Genomic DNA, 23,438 nt, shown 5'->3' with positions numbered 1-23,438 from the left:
AAGATGCTTGAAGTCTATTCGTGGCCCACACCCAATGGGCACAAGGTTCACATCATGCTCGAAGAGATCGGCCTGCCCTACCGGGCGGTGCCGGTGGATATCGGTCGGGGCGCCCAATTCGAACCGGCGTTCTTGCGCATCAGCCCGAACAACAAGATCCCGGCATTGATCGACCCGGATGGCCCTGAGGGCAAGCCCATCAGCCTGTTTGAGTCCGGCGCCATCCTTCTCTACCTCGCTGGCAAGACAGGCCGCCTTTTGCCCGACAGCGTGCAGGGCCGCTACGAAGTGCTGCAGTGGCTGATGTTCCAGGTCGGCGGGGTTGGCCCCATGCTGGGCCAGGCCCACCACTTCCGGATGTATGCGCCCGAGAAGATCCCCTATGCGATCGACCGCTACACCCAGGAGGCGCAGCGGCTCTACCACGTCATCGACAAGCGCCTGGCGCAGTCGCGCTACGTGGGCGGGCCCGAGTACTCCATCGCCGACATTGCCATCTGGCCCTGGCTGCGCTCCTGGAAGAACCAGGGGGTGAACTTAAGCGACTACCCTCACCTCAAAGGCTGGTTCGACGAGTTGGACCATCGCCCGGCCGTGAAGCGGGGCCTGGCAGTGCTGGCCGATCTGCGCCGCCCGCAGCTCGACGACCGCGCGCGCGAGGCCCTGTTTGGCCAGCAACAATTGCAGCAACGCTGAAGGAAGCCCTTGATGCGCCCCACCTTGCTGGTTTTGGCCCTGCTCAGCGCCTTCGACACCACCAGCCACGCCGAAGAACTCGAACGCGTCACCATCGTGGTCGGCCGGGGGCAGCTGCGCTCGGTCAGCGGCCTGGAGACGGCAGAGTTTCGCGCCGCCATGGCCGGCACCAACCCCTTGCTGACGCTCTCGCGCTTGCCCGGGGCCTATTTCCAATCGGCCGATGCGCAGGGGAGCTATGAATGGTCCACCCGCTTTGCGCTGCGCAGCTTTGCGCAAAGCCAGCTCGGCTTCACCCTCGATGAGGTGCCCCTGGGCGATATGTCCTACGGCAACCACAACGGCCTGCACATCAGCCGCGCGATTGCCAGCGAGAACATCGCCCGCGCCGATCTATCGCAAGGCAGCGGCGCGCTGGACACCGCCTCCAGCAGCAATCTGGGCGGCACGGTGCAGTTCTATTCGCTCGACCCTTCTCCCGACTTCCGGCTGCTGCTGCAACAGAGCCTGGGCAGCGATGCCTGGCGGCGCAGCCATGTCCGCCTGGATAGCGGCACCCTGACCTGGGGACGGCTGGCCCTGAGCCTGACCGACCAGGAAACCGACAAGTGGAAGGGCCAAGGCGAACAACGCCATCGTCAGTGGAATCTGAAATGGACGCATGAAGTCGGCGCGCTGAAGGCCTCGGCCTTCGTCAACCACTCCGATCGGCAAGAAGTCGACTACCAAGACCACTCGCTCGACATGTTGAACCGCCTGGGCTGGTCCTGGGACAACAGTTACCCGGACATGAACGCGGCCTTGCTGCGCTCCACCACCTTATGCGGCAATGCCGGCAGCACCTATGTGCGGCAATGCGACGACGCCTACTACGCCGGCTCCGGCCTGCGCCGCGACACCTTGAGCGCCGCCAAGCTGCAATGGCGGGCCAGCCCTGCGCTGCAGGCACGCGCCACGGTCTATCACCACGACCATGAAGGCAGCGGGCTGTGGTTCACACCCTATGTGGCCTCGCCCGATGGCACCCCGCTGTCGATTCGCACCACCGAGTACGCCATCCAGCGCCACGGTTTGGTCGCCAGCCTGGAGGGGGAGTGGCAAGCGCACCGCGTCAAGCTTGGGCTTTGGTGGGAGGACAACGACTTTGACCAGGCCCGCCGCTTCTACGCCGTGAACCCGGCCGCCCCGCCAAGCCCCTACCAAACGCCCAGCGCGCCTTTTCGCACCGATTGGATCTTCAACTTCCGTACCCGCACGACCCAGGTGTCCATCGCGGACACCGTGGCCTTGGCGCCGGCGCTGAACCTGGGCCTGGGCTTTCGCGCACTGCGAGTGCAGAGCGACGCGCAGGTCATCAGCGGCAGCAACCGCCCGCAAGGTCGCGTCCTCACGGATGAGCCCTTCCTGCCTCAGATCGGCCTGAGCTGGGAGTTGAGCAGCCAAGACGAGCTGTTTGCCAACCTGGCCCGCAATGCCCGCGCTTTTCAGGCCTCGGCGGCCGGCACCGCGCCCTTTGCCACCACAGCGGCCGGTTTCGAGGCCATCCGCAATCAGATCCGCCCCGAGCGTTCCGACAGCTTCGAGATGGGCTGGCGCGGCATTGGCGCACGCCACCAGGCCAGCCTCACGCTCTACACCGTGCGCTTCCACGACCGCCTGCTCAGTGTGCAGGCGGGCAGCGCCATCCAGGGCAACCCCAGCATCCTGAGCAATGTGGGCGGGGTCAGCACCCATGGCCTGGAGGCGGCGCTGTCGGCGCGCCTGGGCCCACGCTGGACGGCCTATGCGGGGCTCAGTCTTTCCCGGGCACGCTACCGCGATGACGTCGTCAGTGGCACCAGCCGCGTGGCCACGGCGGGCAAGCAGGTGGTGGATCATCCCAGCCGCATGCTCAAGGCGCAGATCGGCTACGACGACGGCCCTTGGTCCTGGACGCTGGGGCTGGATGCCCAGAGTCGGCGCTACTACAGCTACACCAATGACGCCAGCGTGCCCGGCCGGGCCCTGATGAACGGCAGCCTCGCTTATCGGATCGGGGGCCTGGGCGCGCTGCAGGATGCGCGCCTGCGTCTGTCCGTCAGCAATCTGGGCCAGCGCCGCCACATCGCCACCCTGGGCAGCAATGGCTTTGTGAACAGCGACCCCAATGGCCTGGCCCAGACCCTGCTGCCCGGCGCGCCGCGCCAGGCCCTGTTGAGCTTCAGCGCGCGCCTATAGCGGTATCACGGCATCAAAGCCCGGCAGAGATTGCGGACTGCGCTTCCCAATGGCCCAAGACCCCTGCCGTAGCAGAAGTGCATGGCGCGGGAGGGTGCCTCCCGCTCCGACCATTCGCCGCCACCTTGGAACCGTTCGCACGAGTCGCTCCCGCCACTGCTTGTCGCACCCCAAAGCGAGACCGAGCAAGCGGTCCTGCGCGCTGAGTTGGAAGAGCTGGCTCAGGCGGGTCTGGCTGCCGCTGCTTTCCGACAGCAGGGCCTGGCCCGGCTGGGCCGCCACCCCGCCGCTGCCAAACCAGCCCGCCGGCAGGCCGCCGGCCGCGCCGGCAAAGCTGCCGTTGGTGAAGCTGGGGTTGGCCACTTGCTGGAACAGCGGCGCGGCCGGACGCGGCTGATCCTGCCCGGTGCGGGCCCGTACCTGGGTCAGGTAGACCCTGTTCGTCTGCACAAAACCGCCCTGACCCTGCAGCCCGGCGCGTTCGTCCGCGCCCGGCAGATGGCGCTCACCGGGGCTGAGCACGGCGTCCATCACCGCATCGGCCTGGCTCGAATGACCCAGACCCAGCGCATGGCCCATCTCGTGGATCAGCACGGTCAGCAGGTCCAGCTTGCCGGCGGCGGCGCTGCCCGCCAAGGCTTGGAAGGAGTCCGCACCGGCGCCCGGGGCGAATTCTTCGGATTGGGTCGGCGTGGCGTCCACAAACCAACCCCAGCCGGCGCCATTGGCGGACAGGGTGATTTGATGGCCCAGGGTTCGACCCACTTCGCTATTCGACAAATCACCTACATTGACTTGAATACGGTCGAGCTCGGCAACGGAAGCACCAGCGTTGAACCAGTACTGCTGGGCCGCAGTGAAGACGAGTTGAACATCAGCGCTAGTAAGCGCCGGCACAAAACCTCCGATACTTTGGAAGTCAACCATCGCGGATTTACCTGGGTTGGCAACAAGCTGGGTGCTCACCGTTCCCGTTGCGCCGGCTGGCGGGAGACTGGTGTCCACGATGAACGCCACAATGTCCAATTTACCCGCGCGGTAGAGGTCGTAAATCTTGCGGAATTCTCGTTGGATGGCCGCATCCAGAATCTGGTTATTGATACGACCTTGCCCATCGGTGTAGTCGTGTGTACCGCCCTTGACATAACGGTTAGGTGCTGGATCACCACCCGGCTTAAAGGCCTCACCACTGCCCTCGTACAACCACTTGATTGCCTTTTCAGTAGGCGCAAGCGTCGCGACGTCTGTGAACTTGTTGCGCACCGAAGCCTTGGATTCGGGTACCAGCCACAAGGCTTTGCCTGTCGGGGACTCGGCCGCCTCGATGAACACCGAGCCATCTGGGCCATTGCGTGAAGCGTTTATCAGATCGGTGCGGACCTCTCTTTGTAGGGCCATTTCCAAACCAAGCTTCATCGCATCCTCTCCGACCTTTCCGGAGTAGGCAGTTAAATTTGCTTTATTGTCATTCTTAAAATTATCAATTCTAAATATTTCAATCCTCCCATTTCCGGTTTGCACAAAATCCAACAACCCATCCAAGTCGCTTATCTTTCTAGTGGAGTGAGGATCGCAGTTGTGCACCCACACACCCTCTTCGCCGACATAGTATGTATTGAAGTCCTCCACCTCGATATTGTATACCGTGGCCAAACCCTTATCCTTGAAGAGGCCGCCCAAAATAATATTTCTAAAGCGGTGGGTTTCCACCGCAACTCGCTGGCGCCCGGCAAGAATCTCTCCCAGAGTCATCCAACCACGGTTGGCCACAAAGATCGGATGACTTAACGTTGCAGTGAAATACTCAACATTTCCACTGGCCAAGTTTTGAACAGGAAACTCTTTAACCGCCTGATTCGCCGAAACGTAGGTTTGCAGCACACGCTTGTAGGCGTACTCGTGGGGCTCTCTGAACCTATCGGGAGGTTGCTGATCGTCCGGATACGACAGCACCCAATCCCCCACCTTGATTTGCTCGATCGGCACCAAACCCTCCTTGGTGTGGACCAGCGTGCCCGCCACAAAGCAGTTGTGCGGCTGACCCTCCCTAATGGAGGCTCTGTCATCAGCAATAACCAAGGTATTGTTGATTGCAGCATCCGCCTGGCACCCAGTGTTATGCACCCAAACCCCCACCTCCGCCACGTAGTAGGTGTGGAACTCCTCGACCTCGAAGTTATAGACCGGCGCCCGATACGCCTCGCCCAGGCGCAGATCGCCCAGTAGCGCCACCTGGGCGGCGTCGGCCACCTGCAGCTGCCCGTCCTTCAGGCACAGCACCTGGCCCTGCTGCACGCGCGCGTCAGCGGCGAACAGGATGTCCTCGTGCTGGGTGCGGCGAATCAAGGCGGCGGCATGCACCTCGGCCCGGCGTCCATCGGCCAGCTGCAGCCCCATGCAGGGCTCCAGGCACTCGGCGGCCAGCCAGTGCTTGCCGTCCTCGGTGTGCGCGGTCTCGACCCAGAACGGGTGGTTGGGCGTCGCAAAGAGCGTCGTGAAGTCGGCCCCGTGCTCGCCTTCGATCTTGATTTGGATCGCCATCAAGGGCTGGTCCAAGGTGCTCATCTTGTTGATGACGCGGCGCAGGGCCTGCTCGCCGCCGTCCTCGGGCTGGGCCAGCACCTGGGTGCCGACGCGGATCTTCTCGATCGGCTGCAAGCCTTCAGCGGTATGCACCAGGGTGCCGGCGGCAAAGCAGCCGATGTAGAAAGGCTTGCCACTGGGGTCCAGGCTCAGCATGCCCTCGGCGGCGCGGGCGTAGTCCTCGACCGCAATGATGCGGCCGTCGGAAATGCGCTGGCCGGTGACGTCGTCGTCGCGGGCCGACTCGATGGTGTCGTTCTGTGTTGGGCTCATAGTCCTTCCAGATGCGTTGTAGCGAAAAGGCCACTGGCGAGACGCAACGGGCGCCCGACCGGCGCCTGCATGCGCTCAAGGCGCCGCGCTGGGCGGCACCCCAGTCAACAAGGCGCGCAAGCCTGCCTCGTCCAGCACGGCCACGCCGAGTTGCAGGGCTTTTTCCAGCTTGGACCCGGCCGCCTCACCGGCCACCACGTAGTGGGTCTTCTTGGAGACCGAGCCACTGACTTTGCCGCCGGCGGCTTCGATCAGCGCTTGGGCTTCGTCGCGGCTCAGGCTGGGCAGGGTGCCGGTCAGCACCAGGGTCATGCCTGCCAAAATTTGCGGTGCACTGCTGGCGCCCTCGCCTTCGCTCCAAGTCAGGCCAGCGGCGCGCCATTCGATCCGGACCACGTCAGCTTCCAACCTGCCTAGTCCGCGAGATTCCTCCCACTCACCCACGCCCGAATCCCTCCAGCTTCAGTCGTGCTCGCGCAGTTGCAAACACAGGTCAGACCGGCGGCGGAACAACTCGATAACCCCTCTGTGGCGCCCAAGTGCACCACGACGAGTGAATGGAGCCCTGCCGAGCGGTTCGTAACTGGGTCCGTGCGGAATCACTCAAAAAACTCCGACACAACAAGGCCGTCTGTAGATTTGCAGTCTGAATGTGTCCGCGCTGCCGATACCACTGAAGCCAGTTCATAGCCCCAACTCAAAACAGCCAAAACCGCCTTGATGGAAAAACCAATCAGCGCTTGATCAGAAGTAAAGTCCCGGTAAAGCAGTTAGGTTTCTTGAATTTGGGTTGGCAAAGTTATCAATGCGTGAGATTTCAATCTTGCCTTCACCATTCCACACGAAGTCAAGCAATTCCTTCACGCCACAAATTTTTCGCGTGGAATGAGGATCGCAATTATGCACCCACACACCTTCTTCACCCACATAGTAGGTGTGAAAATCCTCCACCTCTATGTTGTATACAGTGGCCAGGCCCTTATTTTTGTATAGACCACCCAACACAATGTTTCTGAATTCGAAGGTCTCCACGCCAACCTGCTCACGGCGTGCGCATATCGCCTCCAAGGGCATCCAACCGTGATTGAGCACGAAAATCGGATGATTGAACGTGGCTGTGAAGTGTTCCACGTTTCCGCTAGCCAAATTAAGAACCGGGAACTCCATCACCGGCTGATTCTCAGCAATGTAGGTTCGCAGAACACGCTTGTATGTTTTGGGCGGACTAGGATCCTTCCTATATTCAGAAGGGATGGGCTGATCATCCGGATACGACAACACCCAATCTCCCACCTTGATCAGCTCGATCGGCACCAAACCCTCTTTGGTGTGAATCAGCGTGCCCGCCACAAAGCAGTTGTGCGGCTGGCCCTCCTTAATGGAGGCTATGTCATCAGCGATAACCAAGGTATTGTTGACGGCGGCATCCGCCTGGCACCCAGTGTTATGTACCCAAACCCCCACCTCCGCCACATAGTAGGTATGGAAGTCCTCAACCTCAAAGTTATAGACCGGCGCCCGATACGCCTCGCCCAGGCGCAGCTCGCCCAGTAGCGCCACCTGCTCAAGCGCGGCCACCTGCAACTGCCCGTCCTTCAAGCACAGCACCTGGCCCTGCTGCACGCGCGCGTCGGCGGCGAACAGAACGTCTTCGTGCTGGGTGCGGCGAATCAAGGCGGCGGCATGCACCTCGGCGCGGCGTCCATCGGCCAGCTGCAGCCCCATGCAGGGCTCCAGGCACTCGGCCGCCAGCCAATGCTTGCCGTCCTCGGTGTGTGCGGTCTCGACCCAGAAGGGGTGGTTGGGCGTCGCAAAGAGCGTCGTGAAGTCGGTCCCCTGCTCGCCTTCGATCTTGATCTGCACCGCCATCAAGGGCTGGTCCAGGGTGCTCATCTTGTTGATGACGCGGCGCAGAGCCCGCTCGCCGCCGTCCTCGGGCTGGGCCAGCACCAAGGTGCCGGCACGCACCTGCTCGATGGGCATCAGACCCACGGCGGTGTGCACCAGGGTGCCGGCCGCAAAGCAGCCAATAAAGATCGGTTTGCCATTGGCATCCAGGCTGAGCATGCCCTCGGCGGCGCGGGCGTAGTCCTCGACCGCGAGGATGCGGCCGTCCGAGATGCGCTTGCCCATGCCGGCAACTCCGCCCACCCAATCGACTTTGAAGCTCTGCATTGCTGTCATACCCTGCCCTGATTCAAATCCACCAAACAGAGCCCCTTGCCACCCAGGCGCCTGCACGTGCTTAGAGGGATGAGCGAGGCAATGCCGAGGCGAGCAACTCGCGCAGGCCCGCCTCGTCCAGCACGGCCACGCCGAGTTGCTGGGCTTTTTCCAGCTTGGACCCGGCCGCCTCACCCGCCACCACGTAGTGCGTCTTCTTGGAAACCGAGCCGCTGACCTTGCCGCCGGCGGCTTCGATCAGCGCCTGGGCCTCGTCGCGGCTCAGGCTGGGCAGCGTGCCGGTCAGCACCAGGGTCATGCCTGCCAAAATTTGCGGTGCACTGCTGGCGCCCTCGCCTTCGCTCCAACTCAAGCCAGCGGCGCGCAATTGCTCCACGGCCTCGCGGTTGAGCGGGTTGGCAAAGAAGCTGTGGATGGCATGCGCCACCACCGGGCCCACATCGGCCACTTGCAGGAGCGCGGCTTCATCGGCGTCCATCAGCGCATCCAGGCTGCCGAAGTGGCGCGCCAGGGCCTTGGCCGTGGACTCGCCCACATGGCGCACCCCCAGGCTGAACAGAAAGCGCGGCAAGGTGGTCTGCTTGCTCGCTTCCAGGCGCTCCAGCAGCTTGGCCGCGCTCTTCTCGCCCATGCGCTCCAGCGCGGCCAGATGGCTGAAGCCCAGCTTGTAAAGATCCGGCAGGGTGCGCACGATGTCGGCGTCGACCAGTTGGTCCACCAGCTTGTCGCCCAGACCCTCGATGTCCATGGCACGGCGGCCGGCAAAGTGCAGCAGGGCCTGCTTGCGCTGAGCCGCGCAGACCAGGCCCCCGGTGCAACGGTGCTCCACCGAAGCCGCCTCACGCTCCACCGCGCTGCCACACACAGGGCAGGCGCGCGGCATCGCGAAGTTGGGCACGTACTGCGGCCGCTCTTCCACCAACCGGCCCACCACCTCGGGGATCACATCGCCCGCGCGCCGCACGATCACGCGGTCCCCCGCACGCACACCCTTGCGGCGCAGCTCGAACAAGTTGTGCAGGGTGGCATTGGTGACCGTGGTGCCGCCCACAAACACCGGCTCCAGCCGCGCCACCGGGGTCAGTTTGCCGGTGCGACCCACCTGCACGTCGATGGCATTCAAGGTGGTGATCTGCTCTTGCGCCGGGTATTTGTGCGCCACCGCCCAGCGCGGCTCGCGGGTCTTGAAGCCGAGCTGCTGCTGCAGGGCGCGCGAGTTGACCTTGTAGACGATGCCGTCGATATCAAAGGGCAAGGCATCGCGCTTGAGCAGCACCGCGGCATGGAATGCGATCAAGCCTTCGACGCCGCTGGACACCACACGCTCCGCACACACCGGCAACCCCAGCGCGGCCAGGGCGTCCAGCATCCCGGCATGGGTGTCCGGGACGGTCCAGCCCTGCACCTCACCCAGACCATAGGCAAAGAAGCACAGTGGGCGCTGAGCGGTGATGGCGGGGTCAAGCTGGCGCAAGGCCCCGGCAGCGGTGTTGCGCGGGTTCACAAAGGTCTTGCCGCCCTGCTCGCGTTGGCGCTCGTTCAGGCGCTCGAAAGCGTCGCGGCGCATATAGACCTCGCCCCGCACCTCCAGCACCGGCGCCGCACAGCCGTTCAGGCGCAGCGGGATCTGGCCGATGGTGCGGATGTTTTGCGTGACGTCCTCGCCGGTCTCGCCATCGCCGCGCGTGGCGGCCTGCACCAGCACGCCTTGCTCGTAGCGCAGGTTCACCGCCAGGCCATCGAACTTGAGCTCGGCTGCGTATTCAACCTCGGCATCCGCCAAGTCCAGCCCAAGCTCGCGCCGTACCCGGGCGTCAAAGGCCTGGGCCCCGGCTGCCGTGGTGTCGGTCTCGGTATGAATCGACAGCATCGGCACGGCATGGCGTACCGCCGCCAGTTCGGGCAAGGGGGCGGCCCCCACACGCAGGGTCGGGCTGTCGGCCCCGCGCAGCACCGGGTACTGAGTCTCTAAGGCCACCAGTTCCTGAAACAAGCGGTCGTACTCGGCGTCAGGGATTTCGGGCGCGTCCAGCGTGTAGTACGCGTGGGCGTGGCGGTGCAGTTGCGCGCGCAGCCACGCCGCGCGCTCAGCGACGGCCGGCGCCGGCTCAAACAGATCGGGATTCAGCATGGCGGGATTTGCCGCGCGCGGCGGTCGGTGTTTCAGCTAAACAGCCGCCGCGCTGCCGGCGAGCCCGCCGCCAGATCGCGTGAGGCCAGCACCTTGTAGAGCCGGCTCAGCTCTTCGTGAATGGCGGCAAAGCCATGCGGTCCCAGTGGCCGGCCGGACTCATCGACCACCTCGGCCTCCAGGTCCTTGGCCAGGCGGCGGGCCACCTCCTGCAGCGCGGCAAAGGGCTCCAGGCTCTCGGCGGTTTGCGGCACATCGAACACCAAAGTCGCCTCGCGCAGCGGGGGCGACTCGGCCTCCTCCACCAACGCAGCCTGGGGATCGAACTGCAGCACCAGCATGGGCGGTGCGCCCTCTTCTTGGGATGGCAACACCATGCGGCCGGGCAAGGCACCCGCCACCAGGCCCTGGCGCGCGGCGTTCTGCGCCAAGAAGCCCAGGGTCCAGGCCGCGCCCTTGGCCTTCAGGCCTACAGCCAGTTGCGCGTCATGGGCACTGGCAAATTGGTCGAGCTCACGGGCGCGCGCCACGGCATCGATCATGTCGGGGAAGTCCGCCATCGCGCCCACGCCATCGGCGAAGGCCTGGACCTTTTGTACCCACTCGGAAAACTCGATCTCGCCCAAGGGGCCGGCCCGATTCACCATCTGCAGCCCGGCCTGGAACTCGCCGTAGCGCTCGCCCGTCTGGGGCAGTTCCCACTCACCGGTCTCAGTGTTCAGGCCCTCAATGGCCAGGGGCTTGGTGCCGGCCCGACGGCTGGCCGGCAAATGGGCCAAGGCGGCATCACCGCTGACGGGCGCCTCCACATGCAGCACCGCCAGCACATCGATCAGGGCGTCCAGGCGCGTGCCGCTGCGGCGCGCCTGAGCGGCCTTGCGCACCACCATGGGCAGGGTATCGGCGTGCGCATTGGCGTGAGCCGCCAGGGCGTCGCCCTCGTGCAGCACGTCCAGCACCGAGGCCATCACCTGCGAGGGCGCGGGATCGGGAGCACCACTCAGGCCGGGCTCTTGGCGCGGCATCAGGCTGTCCTGGGCCCGCTTGGGACCTGCGCGGCGGCTGACCCACCAGCCTTGGATCAGCAAGGCCAGCAACACGGCCGCGCCGGCCAACATCAGGGCTTGGGTCAGGGTCAGGGTCATAGCGGGGGCGGATTGTGGCGCAGTGCCATGAAAGATTCGTTCATAGCGCCTCAGCCATGCCGAGTGCAGCCTCCATGTCCACCGCCACCACCCTGCTGACGCCTTGCTCCTGCATGGTCACGCCGATCAACTGCTCGGCCATCTCCATGGCAATCTTGTTATGGCTGATGAAGAGGAACTGCGTGCCCGCGCTCATTTCGGCCACCAGGCGCGCATAGCGCTCGGTGTTGGCGTCGTCCAGCGGCGCGTCCACTTCGTCCAGCAAGCAGAAGGGCGCGGGGTTGAGCTGGAAGATGGCAAAAACCAGGGCGATGGCGGTCAGCGCCTTTTCGCCGCCAGACAGCAGATGGATGGTGCTGTTCTTCTTGCCCGGGGGCTGGGCCATGACCTGCACGCCGGCGTCCAGGATCTCGTCGCCCGTCATTACCAGCTTGGCCTGACCACCGCCAAAGAGGCTGGGGAACATGCGACCAAACTCGGCATTGACGCGCTCGAAGGTGCTGGAGAGCAGGTCGCGAGTCTCCAGGTCGATGCGGCGGATCGCGTCTTCCAGGGTGTGGATGGCCGCCAGCAGATCGGCCATCTGGGCGTCCAGGAAGCCCTTGCGCTCACGCGCGCTGCCCAGCTCTTCAAGCGCGGCAAGGTTGACCGCACCGAGCGCAGCAATATCGCGCTGGATGCGGTCGATCTCGCTCTGCAGGCCGGACAGTCGCACGCCCTCGGCCTCGATGCCCTGAGCCAAGGCTTCGAGGTCCACCGCGGCGGCTTCCAATTGCTCACGGAACTGGGCACCACCGAGCTGGGCGGCCTGCTCTTCCAGCTGCAACTGCGTGATGCGCTGGCGCAAGGGCTCGAGCGCGCGCTCGGCGGCCTGGCGCGCCTCGTCGCATTGACGCAGTTGGGCACTCAAACCTTCATAGTGAGAGCGCACCTGCGCCAGCTGCGCCTCCGCAGCCAACTTGGCGTCCAGTGCATCCTGCAGGCCGGCCTGGGCGGCGCTGTCATCCAGCTCGGCCAATTCAAGCGCCAGGCGCGCCAGTTGCTCGGCGCTGGCGCGGGCTTCTTGTTCGGCGCTGGCCTGGTTGCGGCGCAACTCGGCCTCGCGCGCCAGCAAAGCACGGGCGCCGAACTGGGCTTCCTGGGCTCGGCGCTCGGCCTGGCGCAGGGCCTCACGGGCATCGTTCAGACGCCGATCAGCGGCGATCACCCCTTCGTCCAGATCGGCATGCCGCTGCTGGGCCTCGGCCAGCTGGATATCGAGCTGCTCAAAGCGTGCCTCGCCCTCGGCACGGCGCTCCAGCACGCCCTCCTCTTGGGCGTCGAGCTCGGCCAACTCTTCCTTCAAGCGCGTGGCCTGGGCCTGTGCGGCCTCGAAGAGCTGGCTCAGGCGCAGACTTTCCACCTGCAATTGATGGGCCTGCGCACGCCGACTTTCGGCCTCGCGACGGGCCTCGACCAATTGCGCGGCCACGGCGGCGTGAGCCTGGTCGGCGCGGCCTTGCGCGGCGCGGGCGCTGTCCAGCACCTGCTCTTGCTCGCGCCGCTGGGCCTCCAGGGCTTCGATTTCTTGGGCGCGTGCCAGCAGGCCGGCCTGCTCGCTGTCCGGCGCATAAAAGCTCACCGCCTGGCGCGACACCGCGTGGCCGCCGCGCGTGACGATCAGTTCGCCGTGGCCCAACTGTTCGCGCTGGGCCAGGGCCGAGGCCAGATCGGGGGCGGTGTAGACGCCATCCAGCCAGTCCGCCAGCAGCGCCTGCAACCCGCTCTGCTCGACCCGCAACAACTGGGTGAGCTGGGGCAAGGCGTGGTGGCTGGGCGGCGGCGAGGCCTCGCTAAGCGTGTAGAAGGCCAGGCGCGTGGGGGGGGCGTCGTGCTCGAAGGCGCGCACCAGATCCAGGCGCGAAACCTCCAGCGCACCCATGCGCTCGCGCAAACAGGCCTCCAGCGCAGTTTCCCAGCCGGCCTCGATGTGCAGGCGCTTCCACAGCGCGCCCAGATTCACCAGGCCCTGCTTCTCCAGCCAGGGGCCGAGCTTGCCCTCGGTCTGAACCTTTTCCTGCAAGGCGCGCAGGGCCTCCAGGCGGGCATTGATCTGACCCAGGCGCACGCTTTGGGTCTGCGCCTCCTGCTGAGCCGCTCGGCGTGCGGCATCCAGCTCGGGCTCCTGCTCGCTCAAGCCTTCCAACCGTCCCTGGGCTTCTTCCCACAGCGCATCGGCTTCCTGCGAGCGTTCTCTGAGCTGCTCGACGCCACTGACATCGGGCAGATTCAAACTGGCCTTTTGCGCATCCAGGCGCTCGCGGCGTTGGCGCAGGCCACGCGACTGCTCGTCCAGCGCTCGGCTCTCCGCGGCCAGCACCTGGATCTGCTGCTGCACCTGCACTACAGCCTGGCGCTGCCCATTGGCCAGGCCCTGCGCAGCGCGCAGCCCGTCTTCCAGTTCCGGCAGCTGCGCCGCCTGCTCTTCGGCTCGGGCCGCGGCCAGTTCGGTCTCTTCCTCGCCCTGGGCCCGTTGCTCGGCCAACTGCTCCAGCTCGGCCACGGCCTGGGCCGCGCGGTCCTGCCACTGCGCTTGGGCGGCTTGGATCTCGCCCCGGCGCGCGCCGGCCTTGTTGCGGCTCTCCACCACATAGCGGATGCGCTCTTCCAGGCGGCTGACCGCCAGCTGCGCCTCGGCGAAACGACCTTGCTCGGCATGCAGGCTGTCGCCGGCCGCGAAGTGCGCCTGGCGCACCTCCTCCAGCTGCGCCTCCACCGCGCGCAACTCGGCGAGCTTGGCTTCCAGCGCGTTGAGCGCCTCGCGGCCGGCGGCCTGCACGCGCTCGAGCTCCTTGGCGGAGTCCTGGCTCTTGAGCCACCACAGCTGATGCAGACGCCGCTCACCCAGGGCCTGCAGCTCGCGGTAGCGCAGCGCCACTTCGGCCTGGCGCTCCAAACGCTCCAGGTTGACGCCCAGCTCGCGCAGGATGTCCTCGACGCGGGTCAGGTTCTCGCGCGTGTCGCGCAGGCGGCTCTCGGTCTCGCGTCGGCGTTCTTTGTACTTGCTGACCCCGGCCGCCTCTTCCAGAAAGAGGCGCAGCTCTTCGGGCTTGCTTTCGATGATGCGGCTGATGGTGCCCTGGCCAATGATGGCGTAGGCCCGTGGCCCCAGGCCCGTGCCCAGAAAGACGTCCTGCACGTCCTTGCGGCGCACCACCTGGTTGTTGATGAAATACGAGCTGCCGCCGTCGCGCGTGAGCACGCGCTTGACGGCAATCTCGCTGAACTGATTCCAAGCCCCCCCGGCGCGTGCCAGGGTGTTGTCAAACACCAGCTCCACCGAGGCGCGGCTGGCGGGCTTGCGGGTGTTGCTGCCGTTGAAGATCACGTCCTGCATGGACTCGCCACGCAGTTCGGACGCCTTGCTCTCGCCCAACACCCAGCGCACCGCGTCCATGATGTTGGACTTGCCACAGCCATTGGGCCCGACCACGCCCACGCGCTGCCCCGGCAGTTGAAACACCGTGGCATCCGCAAAGGACTTGAAGCCCGAGAGCTTGATGGAATTGAGCCGCATCAGTTAGGCCGCATCAGACTGGTTTGGCAACACCCTGTTTCATAGAGGAAAACAGGGCAAAAAAGGGCGCGGATGATAGCATCGCGCCCCTTTTGAAAAGCAGCACTCAGCCCGAGCACACCATGGCCACCACCCCGAAGAAGAAAGCGCCTGCCAGCCAGCGTCAGGCCCCGGTGAACCCGCCCTCGCGACCCAGCAAGGAGCTGCAGGTCTTCCCCAACCCGGCCCCGCAGCGCGACTACCTGCTGCAGTTCCAGGTGCCCGAGTTCACCTGCCACTGCCCGCTCACAAAACAGCCGGACTTCGCCCACTTCGTCATCGAGATGGTGGCCGATGAATGGTGCGTCGAGCTCAAGAGCCTGAAGATGTATATGTGGAGTTACCGCGACGAGGGCGCCTTCCACGAAGCGGTGACCAACCAGATCCTGGACGACATCGTCAAGGTCACCAAGCCGCGCTTCTGCCGCGTCAAGGCCCGCTGGTATGTGCGCGGCGGCATCTACACGAATGTGGTGGTCGAGCACCGCAAGAAGGGCTGGAAGCCCCAGGCCCCGGTGGAGTTCGGCGGCGCCAGCTTCCCCCAAGAGAACGGCATGCTGCCGCTCTGATGAACCCGCGCCTGGAGCTGCTGCAGCCCTACCCCTTTGAGCGCCTGCGCGCGCTGCAGGTGGGCATTGCGCCTAACCCCGCGCTGCGCGCCATCAGCCTGGGCCTGGGGGAGCCGCGCCACCCGGCGCCGACTGTGGTGCTGGAAGCCATGCGGGACAACCTGGCTGGGCTTTCCAACTACCCGGCCACGGCCGGTGCGCCCGAGCTGCGAGCGGCAATTGCTGCTTGGATTCAGCGCCGTTACGGCCTGCACCTGGACCCGGCCACCCAGGTCCTGCCCTGCAATGGTTCGCGTGAGGCGCTGTTTGCCATTGCGCAGACGGTGGTGGACTCCAGCCGCCCCGGCGCGACGGTGCTGGTGCCCAACCCCTTCTACCAAATCTATGAAGGGGCCGCCCTATTGGCCGGCGCCGAACTGGCCTTTGCCGACAGCGACCCCGCGCGCAACTTCGCGGCAAACTGGGGGGCCATTCCCGACACCGTGTGGGCCAAGACCCAGCTGGTCTATGTCTGCACCCCGGGCAACCCCAGTGGCGCGGTGATGCCACTGGATGAGTGGCAGCGTCTCTTTGAGCTGAGCGACCGGCACGGCTTCGTGATCGCCGCCGACGAGTGTTACTCCGAGATCTTCCTGGGCGACACCCCGCCGCTGGGTGCGCTGGAGGCCGCAGCGCGACTGGGCCGCAGCGACTTCCGCCGCCTCATCAGCTTCACCAGCCTGTCCAAGCGCAGCTCGGTGCCGGGCCTGCGCAGCGGCTTTGTGGCGGGAGACGCCGAGCTCATCAAGACCTTCACGCTCTACCGCACTTATCACGGCAGCGCCATGAGCCCGGTGGTGCAAGCCGCCAGCATGGCGGCCTGGAGCGACGAGACCCATGTGGCGGAGAACCGCGCGGCCTACCAGGCCAAGTTCCAGGCCGTGCTGCCTCTGCTGCAGGATGTGCTGGAGGTGAGCGCGCCTGACGCCGGCTTCTACCTTTGGGCTGGAGTGCCCGAGCAGCTATACGGAGGCTGCGATATCGAGCTGACGAAGGCATTGCTCGCAGAATGCAATGTCCAGGTGCTGCCCGGCAGTTTGCTGGCGCGCACGAACCCGATGACGGGACGCAATCCCGGCCAGGGGCGTGTACGCATGGCCCTGGTGGCCGAGGTGCAAGCCTGCCTTGAAGCCGCGCAGCGCATCCGTCAATTCATCGAGAGTCAGTCATGAGCACCAGCGCACAAACAAGCCTGCAAGCCACCATCGAAGCCGCCTGGGAACAGCGCGCCGAGTTCAGCCCCAACGCCGCCCCCGCCGCCGTGCGCGAGGCCGTGGCCCATGTGCTGGCTGAGCTGGATGCCGGCCGCCTGCGCGTGGCTTCGCGGCAAGGCGTAGGACAGTGGGAAGTCCACCAGTGGATCAAGAAGGCGGTGCTGCTGAGCTTCCGTCTGAACGACAACCGCCCCATGGGCGACGCCGATGCCGGCCACCTGGCCTATTTCGACAAGGTGCCCACCAAGTTTGAAGGCTGGGGCGAGGCACAGTTCCGTGCCAGCGGCGTGCGCGTGGTGCCGCCGGCGGTGGCCCGGCGCGGCAGCTTTCTGGGCAAGAACGTGGTGCTGATGCCGTCCTACGTGAACATCGGCGCCTATGTGGACGAAGGCGCGATGGTGGACACCTGGGCCACCGTGGGCAGCTGCGCGCAGATTGGCAAAAACGTGCACCTGAGCGGCGGCGTGGGCATCGGCGGCGTGCTGGAGCCGCTGCAGGCCAACCCCACCATCATCGAAGACCACTGCTTCATCGGCGCGCGCTCCGAAATCGTCGAGGGCGTGATCGTCGAGGAGCATTCGGTCATCTCGATGGGCGTCTACATCGGCCAAAGCACCCCCATCTACGACCGTGAGACGGGTGAGACAACGTACGGCCGCGTGCCCGCCGGCTCGGTCGTCATCAGCGGCAGCCTGCCGCGCGATGGCGGGCGCTACAACCTGTACGCTGCCATCATCGTCAAGAAGGTCGATGCGCAGACCCGCGCCAAGACCTCGATCAACGAGCTACTCAGGGCCTGAGATCCAGGCACCAGAAAGGAAGATCAGCATGTCCGGGAATATGGAGCGCATCCTGCGCCTGATGGCCGAGAAGGGTGCGTCCGATTGCTACCTGTCGGCCAATATGCCGGTGCTGATCAAGCTCAACGGTCAGGTGGTGCAGCTCTCGGACCAACCCCTGGCCGTGAACCAGCCGCGCCAGCTGATCGGCGAGTTGCTGCAGCCCAAGGAACTGGCCGAGCTGGATGAGCATGGCGAACTGAACCTGGCCATCTCCATCCCCAAAGTGGGCAGTTTCCGCCTGAGTGGCTTTCGCCAGCGCGGTTCGATCGCGGCGGTGTTCCGCCATATCTCGCACACCATCCCGTCGATGGACTCGCTCAAGCTCCCCGAGAGCCTGGGCTCCCTGGTGCTGGAAAAGCGCGGCCTGGTGCTGATGGTGGGCGCCACCGGCACGGGCAAGAGCACCACGCTGGCAGCCATGCTGGAAAAGCGCAACCAGACCCTCTCGGGCCACATCCTCACCATCGAGGACCCGATCGAGTACCTGTTCCAGAACAAGCGCTCGGTGGTGAACCAGCGCGAGATCGGACGCGACACCGCCAGCCTGCAGATTGCGTTGAAGAACTGCCTGCGCCAGGCGCCTGACTGCATCTTGATTGGCGAGATTCGCGACCGCGACACCATGACGGCGGCCATCTCGTATTCGCTCTCCGGACACCTGGTGCTGGCCACCCTGCACGGCAACAACAGCTATCACGCGCTGAACCGCATCTTGTCCTTCTATCCGCCGGAAAGCCGCCCGGCCCTGCTGGGTGACTTGGCTGCCGGCCTGAAGGCCATCATTTCGCAGCGCCTGGTGAGGGCACAGACCGGCGGTCGCGTGCCGGTGGTCGAGATCATGATGAACACCAAGCTGGTGGGCGAAATGATCGAACAGGGCGACTTCAACGGCGTCAAGGAAGCGATGGAGAAATCCATGGCCGAGGGCTCTCAGACCTATGAAGAGCACTTCGCCAAGCTGATCGAAAACGGCACCATCAGCCGCGAAGAGGGCCTGGCCTTTGCCGATTCGCCAACCAACCTGCTCTGGCGCCTGCAGAACGCCAGCGCCCCGGTTTCCCGCGCGCCGGTGGCCGCTGATGACGGACCGGCAGACGCCGCGACCTTTACCGAGATCACGCTCGACGTGACGCAGGAAGATTGAGCCCCACCCTCGAACTGCTGGAGGCGCTGCTGGCGCGGCCCTCCGTCACGCCGGCCGATGCCGGCTGTCTGGACCTCATCAGCGAGCGCCTGCAGGCCCTGGGCTTTGCCTGCGAGCGGCTGGATGCCGGCCCCAAGGAGGCAGCGGTGTCCAACCTCTGGGCCATCCGACCGGGCCGTGACGCTCAAGCCCCGGTGCTGGTGCTGGCCGGCCACACCGATGTGGTGCCCACCGGCCCGTTGGACGCCTGGACCACGCCCCCCTTCACGCCCAGCTATCGCGACGGCCGGCTCTACGCGCGCGGCGCGGCCGACATGAAGAGTTCGCTGGCCGCCTTTGTGGTGGCCTGCGAGGCCTTTGTGCGCGCCCACCCCGAACACCCAGGCAGCCTGGCCCTGTTGCTGACCAGTGACGAAGAAGGCCCGGCCCTGCATGGAACGGTGCATGTCGTCCAGGAGCTGAAGCGTCGTGGCCAGCGCCTGGACGCCTGCATCGTCGGTGAGCCGACCTCGGTCCAACGACTGGGCGACACCATCAAGAACGGCCGCCGCGGCTCGCTCAGCGGCCGGCTCACCGTCAAGGGCATCCAGGGCCATGTGGCCTATCCGCAGTTGGCCCGCAACCCCATCCACCAACTGGCCGCGCCACTGGCAGAACTGGCGGCAATGCGCTGGGACGAAGGCAATGCCCACTTCCCGCCCACCAGCTTTCAGGTCAGCAACATCCAAGCCGGCACGGGAGCCGGCAATGTGATCCCGGGTAGCGCGGTGCTGGACTTCAACTTCCGCTTCTCCACCGCCAGCACGCCGGAGGCGCTCAAGGCCCGGGTGCAGGCTGTGCTGGAGGCCCATGGGCTCGAATACCAGATCGACTGGGTACTGGGCGGTGAGCCCTTTTTGACCGAGCCTGGCACGCTCACCCAGGCCATGACAGCGGCCATCCGGGCCGAGACCGGGGTGGCCGCCGAACTGTCCACGACCGGGGGCACCTCGGATGGGCGCTTCATCGCCAAACTCTGCCCCCAGGTGGTGGAGTTCGGCCCCATCAACGCCAGCATTCACCAACTCAATGAATGGGTGACCGTGGCCGATCTGGATCCGCTCACCGCCATTTACCGGCGCACTTTCGAGAACCTGCTGCTGTGACCCTGATTCAAGCCATTGAGGCCGGCGCCGCGCGCCTGCAAGCAGCCGGTGTGGCCTTTGGCCAAGGCACGCTAAACGCCTTCGACGAGGCCGCCTGGTTGGCGCTGTGGCAGCTGCAGCATCCGCTGGACACGCTGGACGAACACGCCGACGACCCGCTCAGCCCCGAGCAGGCCGCGCAGATCGAGGCCCTGATCGAGCGCCGCATCACCACCCGCCAACCGGCCGCTTACCTCACCGGCGAGGCCTGGCTGCAGGGTGTGCCCTTCTTCATCGATGCGCGCTCCATCGTGCCGCGCAGCTTCATCGCCGAGCTGATTGCTGAAGGCAGCTTTGATGCCTGGCTGGACCCCAGCAGCACCCAGGTGCTGGATCTGTGCACCGGCAACGGCTCGCTGGCCGTGCTGGCCGCCATGGCCTGGCCCGAAGTCAGTGTCACCGGGGCCGATCTGAGCCCTGAGGCCCTGGCGGTTGCCGCGCGCAATGTCGAACGCCACGGGCTGCAGTCGCGCATTCAATTGGTCCAGGGCGACGGCCTGGCCGCCGTGGCCGCCCAGCGCTTCGACTTGGTGCTGTGCAACCCACCCTATGTGAATGCGCAGTCCATGGCCGAGCTGCCACCCGAGTTCCGCGCCGAGCCGGTACTCGCACTGGCCGGCGGCACCGATGGCATGGACTTCATCCGGCAGCTCCTGGCTGACCTGCCCGACCGGCTGACCGAGCACGGCGTGTTGGTACTGGAGATTGGCCACGAGCGCCCCTTCTTCGAGGCGGCGTTCCCGCAGCTGCAGCCGGTTTGGCTCAGCACTTCGGCGGGCGACGACATGGTGCTGCTGCTGACGCGCGATCAACTATTGGCCGCCATCTGACCTGAGTGCGGTGCGAGCTGAAAGTCGCCTTGACGGAATGCAAGTTCCCGCGATGTTTCGGACATTATTTGCGGAGGCTGTTCCCATCCGGGGCGGCATTCCACAGAATCAGGCGCCAGACCCGCCCATTCTCAAGGCCAGGAAGAGCCGGAACGAGGGGCGTTAATCCGGGAGACTGTCATGCGCGCGCCATCGCCCCCTTCCGCGACAGAGAGACCGACTGGATGGTGGGCGCGGCTTTGGCGCCGCATCGAACCCTCTATTTCGGAGCCCATCCCCCAGATCGCCACGGCGGAATTGCGTCAACAGCATGAGCGGTTGAGAACCAGGCTTGAGGCCTTGCGTTGCATGCTCTCGCACGATTCAGGGGGGCTCGATGCGACGCAGTTGCATCAAGCGCTGAATGAACTTCGCGGACTGCTGGGCGAGCATTTCATTGCAGAGGACTACCTGCTCTACCCGGCCTTGCTGCATAGCGAGAGCTCCGAGGTCGCCAAATTGGCGCGACAGTTTCAAGCTGAGCTGGGATGCCTGGCCCAACGCTTCGAACGCTTTTGCACACATTGGTCGGGTACGGAAAAAATTCGAGCATCGCCCGCCGCATTCAACGCGGAAGGCCGAGTCCTCATTGAGGCCCTGCTCAACCGCATCACTTTGGAAGATCAGACCCTCTACAGCGCGGCAGACCGCTGCAGCGCAGCTCGGCGACTCTGACGGTCCAAGAGAAGAACGGAGGGGGCGCGCCAGTTAGCATTCGCCCCTTTTGATTTCGCGCCCCTGCCAGTTGTGAAGGCGGCGTGGCACCGGCCCCTCCCTTGATTTCTCTGAAGAACCTCACCCTCAGGCGAGGCACCAAAGTGGTGCTGGACAGCGCCAACGTCACCCTGCAACCCGGCGAACGCATCGGCCTGGTGGGCGCCAACGGTGCGGGCAAGTCCAGCCTGTTCGCGCTTTTGGCCGGGCGCCTGCAGGCCGACGCCGGCGACGCTGAGATGCCGCCGACCTGGCGGCTTTCGGAAGTGGCGCAGGACCTGCCCGAGACCGAACAGGGCGCCACCGATTTCGTGCTGGATGGCGACCTGACCTTGCTCAAGGCGCGCGCCCAGTTGCAGGCCGCTGAGGATGCCCACGACGGCCTGTTGATGGCCGAGGCCCATGCCGCGCTGCAAGACGCCGGCGCCTTCGACGCCCGCGCGCGCGCGCAGGCCCTGCTGCTGGGCCTGGGCTTCAAGGGCGACCAACTGGATGCGCCAGTGAACAGCTTTTCGGGCGGCTGGCGCATGCGCCTGCAACTGGCCCGCACGCTGATCAATCCGGCCGAGCTGATGCTGCTGGACGAGCCCACCAACCACTTGGACCTGGACGCCCTGGTCTGGTTGGAGGCCTGGCTGGCGCGCTACCCCGGCACCTTGCTGGTGATCAGCCACGACCGCGAGTTCCTGGACGCGATCACCCGCGTGACCCTGCATCTGGAACACGCCAAACTCACGCGCTGGGGCGGCAATTACACGGCCTTCGAGACCCTGCGCGCCCAGGCCCAGGTGCTGCAGCAGGCCAGCTTCGAGAAGCAGCAGGACCGCATCAAGCACCTGCAGAGCTTCATCGACCGCTTCAAGGCCAAGGCCAGCAAGGCCAAGCAGGCCCAAAGTCGGGTCAAGGCCCTGGAGCGCATGGAGAAGCTGGCCCCGGTGCTGGCGGCGTCCGACTTCGCCTTCGAGTTCCGCGAACCCGCCAGCCTGCCCAACCCCATGCTGGCGCTCAGCGATGTCGCCTGTGGATACGGTGAGACGGCCATCGTGACGGGCGTGAACCGCAGCGTGCTGGCCGGCCAGCGCATCGGCATCTTGGGCGCCAACGGCCAGGGCAAGTCCACACTGGTGAAGACCATCGCCCGCGACCTGCCGCTGCTGGCAGGCGAGATGACCGAGGGCAAGGGCCTGTCGATCGGCTACTTCGCCCAGCAGGAGCTCGATGTGTTGCGCCCCGACGAGGGGCCGCTCTCGCACATGGTGCGCCTGGCCAAGGACGTGGGCCCGCCAGGGCGCGAACAGGAGCTGCGCGATTTTCTCGGCCAGTTCCGCTTCACCGGCGACATGGTCAACCAGGCCGTGGGCAGCCTCTCGGGCGGTGAAAAGGCCCGCCTGGTGCTGTGCATGCTGGTGTGGCAGCGCCCCAATCTGCTGCTGCTAGACGAGCCCACCAACCACCTGGATCTGCAGACGCGCGAAGCGCTGTCGATGGCGCTCAACGAGTTCGAGGGCACGGTGATGCTGGTCAGCCACGACCGCGCGCTGCTGCGCGAGGTCTGCGACGAATTCTGGCTGGTGGCCAAGGGCGTCCTCGGCCCCTTCGATGGCGACTTGGACGACTATCAGCGCTGGCTGCTGGAGCAAAGCAAGGAGGCCGCGCGCGCGCTCAAGGCCGGGCGCGCCCCATCTGCGAGCCCCGCTGCGGCCCCCGTTGTGGCGGCTCCACCGCCGCCGCCCGCCGTGGCCCAGCGCGAGGACCGCAAGGCCGCCGCTGCGCTGCGCCAGCAGGCCGCTCCCTTGCGCAAGCAGATGGACGCGCTGGACCGCCAGCTCAAAGCCTGGGGCCAGGAGCGCGCCCGACTGGAAGAGGAACTGAGCCTAGGGAGCGCCGCGCCAGCGCGCATCGCCGACATCGGCCGCCGCCTCAAGGCCCTGGGCGACGAGGTGGATGCCGCCGAGTTGCAATGGCTGGACTTGAGCGAGCAGGTCGAGCAGATCCTGGGCGCTGCAGGGGAATAGCGTTTTCGATAGAGTCAGCGCCCT

Annotated in this window: 15 protein-coding genes and 1 pseudogene; 10 read left to right on the top strand and 6 right to left on the bottom strand. The window is 65.6% G+C overall.

Features of this window, described 5'->3' with window-relative positions; all coding sequences use genetic code 11:
• The first annotated feature begins 3 nt into the window (after nt 1-3).
• Nucleotides 4-696, top strand: a complete 693-nt coding sequence (locus FF090_RS09820; RefSeq protein WP_138856549.1) for a glutathione S-transferase N-terminal domain-containing protein — start codon at nt 4-6, stop codon at nt 694-696.
• Between the two features lie 12 nt (nt 697-708).
• Nucleotides 709-2,913: a TonB-dependent receptor gene (locus FF090_RS09815; protein ID WP_138856548.1), complete on the top strand. Its 2,205-nt coding sequence runs from the start codon at nt 709-711 to the stop codon at nt 2,911-2,913.
• Here the strand turns inward: FF090_RS09815 and FF090_RS09810 are convergent.
• The 6 genes and pseudogenes from FF090_RS09810 to smc form a co-directional block, all read right to left on the bottom strand.
• Nucleotides 2,908-5,769, bottom strand: coding sequence for a polymorphic toxin-type HINT domain-containing protein (locus FF090_RS09810; protein ID WP_138856547.1), 2,862 nt, complete (start codon nt 5,767-5,769; stop codon nt 2,908-2,910). The two genes, FF090_RS09815 and FF090_RS09810, sit on opposite strands and share 6 nt — an antisense overlap.
• 75 nt (nt 5,770-5,844) lie before the next feature.
• A pseudogene (locus tag FF090_RS09805) lies at nt 5,845-6,147 on the bottom strand (BRCT domain-containing protein); the annotation flags it as partial.
• A 366-nt stretch (nt 6,148-6,513) separates the two neighbouring features.
• Entirely contained in the window at nt 6,514-7,944 is a 1,431-nt protein-coding gene (locus tag FF090_RS09800; RefSeq protein ID WP_175423603.1) for a polymorphic toxin-type HINT domain-containing protein, read from the bottom strand.
• Between the two features lie 70 nt (nt 7,945-8,014).
• On the bottom strand, nt 8,015-10,084 hold the full coding sequence (gene ligA, locus FF090_RS09795) for an NAD-dependent DNA ligase LigA (RefSeq protein ID WP_138856544.1): 2,070 nt from the start codon (nt 10,082-10,084) through the stop codon (nt 8,015-8,017).
• 32 nt (nt 10,085-10,116) lie between these two features.
• Nucleotides 10,117-11,229 carry a cell division protein ZipA C-terminal FtsZ-binding domain-containing protein gene (locus tag FF090_RS09790; protein WP_175423602.1) on the bottom strand — a complete coding sequence of 371 codons (1,113 nt, stop codon included), beginning with the start codon at nt 11,227-11,229 and terminating at the stop codon, nt 10,117-10,119.
• A 40-nt stretch (nt 11,230-11,269) separates the two neighbouring features.
• A complete protein-coding gene (gene smc / locus FF090_RS09785; protein WP_138856543.1) occupies nt 11,270-14,785 on the bottom strand; it encodes a chromosome segregation protein SMC in 3,516 nt (1,171 codons plus the stop codon).
• Between the two features lie 122 nt (nt 14,786-14,907).
• Between smc and queF the strand changes: the two genes are divergently transcribed.
• From queF to FF090_RS09745, 8 genes are all read left to right on the top strand, one after another.
• Nucleotides 14,908-15,393 carry a preQ(1) synthase gene (queF, locus tag FF090_RS09780; RefSeq protein ID WP_138856542.1) on the top strand — a complete coding sequence of 162 codons (486 nt, stop codon included), beginning with the start codon at nt 14,908-14,910 and terminating at the stop codon, nt 15,391-15,393.
• Nucleotides 15,393-16,604 carry a succinyldiaminopimelate transaminase gene (gene dapC, locus FF090_RS09775; protein WP_138856541.1) on the top strand — a complete coding sequence of 404 codons (1,212 nt, stop codon included), beginning with the start codon at nt 15,393-15,395 and terminating at the stop codon, nt 16,602-16,604. Before queF ends, dapC begins: the two co-directional genes overlap by 1 nt.
• The gene (gene dapD / locus FF090_RS09770; protein WP_138856540.1) at nt 16,601-17,446 is read left to right on the top strand and encodes a 2,3,4,5-tetrahydropyridine-2,6-dicarboxylate N-succinyltransferase; all 846 of its coding nucleotides are present in this window, start codon (nt 16,601-16,603) and stop codon (nt 17,444-17,446) included. Before dapC ends, dapD begins: the two co-directional genes overlap by 4 nt.
• Before the next feature lie 28 nt (nt 17,447-17,474).
• Nucleotides 17,475-18,632: a PilT/PilU family type 4a pilus ATPase gene (locus FF090_RS09765; protein WP_138856539.1), complete on the top strand. Its 1,158-nt coding sequence runs from the start codon at nt 17,475-17,477 to the stop codon at nt 18,630-18,632.
• Nucleotides 18,629-19,777, top strand: coding sequence for a succinyl-diaminopimelate desuccinylase (gene dapE, locus FF090_RS09760; protein ID WP_138856538.1), 1,149 nt, complete (start codon nt 18,629-18,631; stop codon nt 19,775-19,777). The genes FF090_RS09765 and dapE overlap by 4 nt, the downstream gene beginning before the upstream one ends.
• On the top strand, nt 19,774-20,646 hold the full coding sequence (gene prmB / locus FF090_RS09755; protein WP_246071375.1) for a 50S ribosomal protein L3 N(5)-glutamine methyltransferase: 873 nt from the start codon (nt 19,774-19,776) through the stop codon (nt 20,644-20,646). Before dapE ends, prmB begins: the two co-directional genes overlap by 4 nt.
• Nucleotides 20,647-20,826: 180 nt before the next feature.
• On the top strand, nt 20,827-21,360 hold the full coding sequence (locus FF090_RS09750) for a hemerythrin domain-containing protein (protein ID WP_138856536.1): 534 nt from the start codon (nt 20,827-20,829) through the stop codon (nt 21,358-21,360).
• Nucleotides 21,361-21,461: 101 nt separating this feature from the next.
• The gene (locus FF090_RS09745; protein WP_138858343.1) at nt 21,462-23,414 is read left to right on the top strand and encodes an ABC-F family ATP-binding cassette domain-containing protein; all 1,953 of its coding nucleotides are present in this window, start codon (nt 21,462-21,464) and stop codon (nt 23,412-23,414) included.
• Nucleotides 23,415-23,438: the final 24 nt, after the last annotated feature.

This window comes from Inhella inkyongensis, from assembly GCF_005952805.1.
GTDB lineage: Bacteria > Pseudomonadota > Gammaproteobacteria > Burkholderiales > Burkholderiaceae_C > Inhella > Inhella inkyongensis.
This window is presented reverse-complemented; position numbering and strand designations above follow the sequence as displayed.

Bases quoted from the DNA above. Each gene is read 5' to 3' on its own strand.
- FF090_RS09820 (WP_138856549.1), top strand. From the start codon at position 4: ATGCTTGAAGTCTATTCGTGGCCCACACCCAATGGGCACAAGGTTCAC.
- FF090_RS09815 (WP_138856548.1), top strand. From the start codon at position 709: ATGCGCCCCACCTTGCTGGTTTTGGCCCTGCTCAGCGCCTTCGACACC.
- FF090_RS09810 (WP_138856547.1), bottom strand. From the start codon at position 5,769: ATGAGCCCAACACAGAACGACACCATCGAGTCGGCCCGCGACGACGAC.
- FF090_RS09800 (WP_175423603.1), bottom strand. From the start codon at position 7,944: ATGCAGAGCTTCAAAGTCGATTGGGTGGGCGGAGTTGCCGGCATGGGC.
- ligA (WP_138856544.1), bottom strand. From the start codon at position 10,084: ATGCTGAATCCCGATCTGTTTGAGCCGGCGCCGGCCGTCGCTGAGCGC.
- FF090_RS09790 (WP_175423602.1), bottom strand. From the start codon at position 11,229: ATGACCCTGACCCTGACCCAAGCCCTGATGTTGGCCGGCGCGGCCGTG.
- smc (WP_138856543.1), bottom strand. From the start codon at position 14,785: ATGCGGCTCAATTCCATCAAGCTCTCGGGCTTCAAGTCCTTTGCGGAT.
- queF (WP_138856542.1), top strand. From the start codon at position 14,908: ATGGCCACCACCCCGAAGAAGAAAGCGCCTGCCAGCCAGCGTCAGGCC.
- dapC (WP_138856541.1), top strand. From the start codon at position 15,393: ATGAACCCGCGCCTGGAGCTGCTGCAGCCCTACCCCTTTGAGCGCCTG.
- dapD (WP_138856540.1), top strand. From the start codon at position 16,601: ATGAGCACCAGCGCACAAACAAGCCTGCAAGCCACCATCGAAGCCGCC.
- FF090_RS09765 (WP_138856539.1), top strand. From the start codon at position 17,475: ATGTCCGGGAATATGGAGCGCATCCTGCGCCTGATGGCCGAGAAGGGT.
- FF090_RS09750 (WP_138856536.1), top strand. From the start codon at position 20,827: ATGCGCGCGCCATCGCCCCCTTCCGCGACAGAGAGACCGACTGGATGG.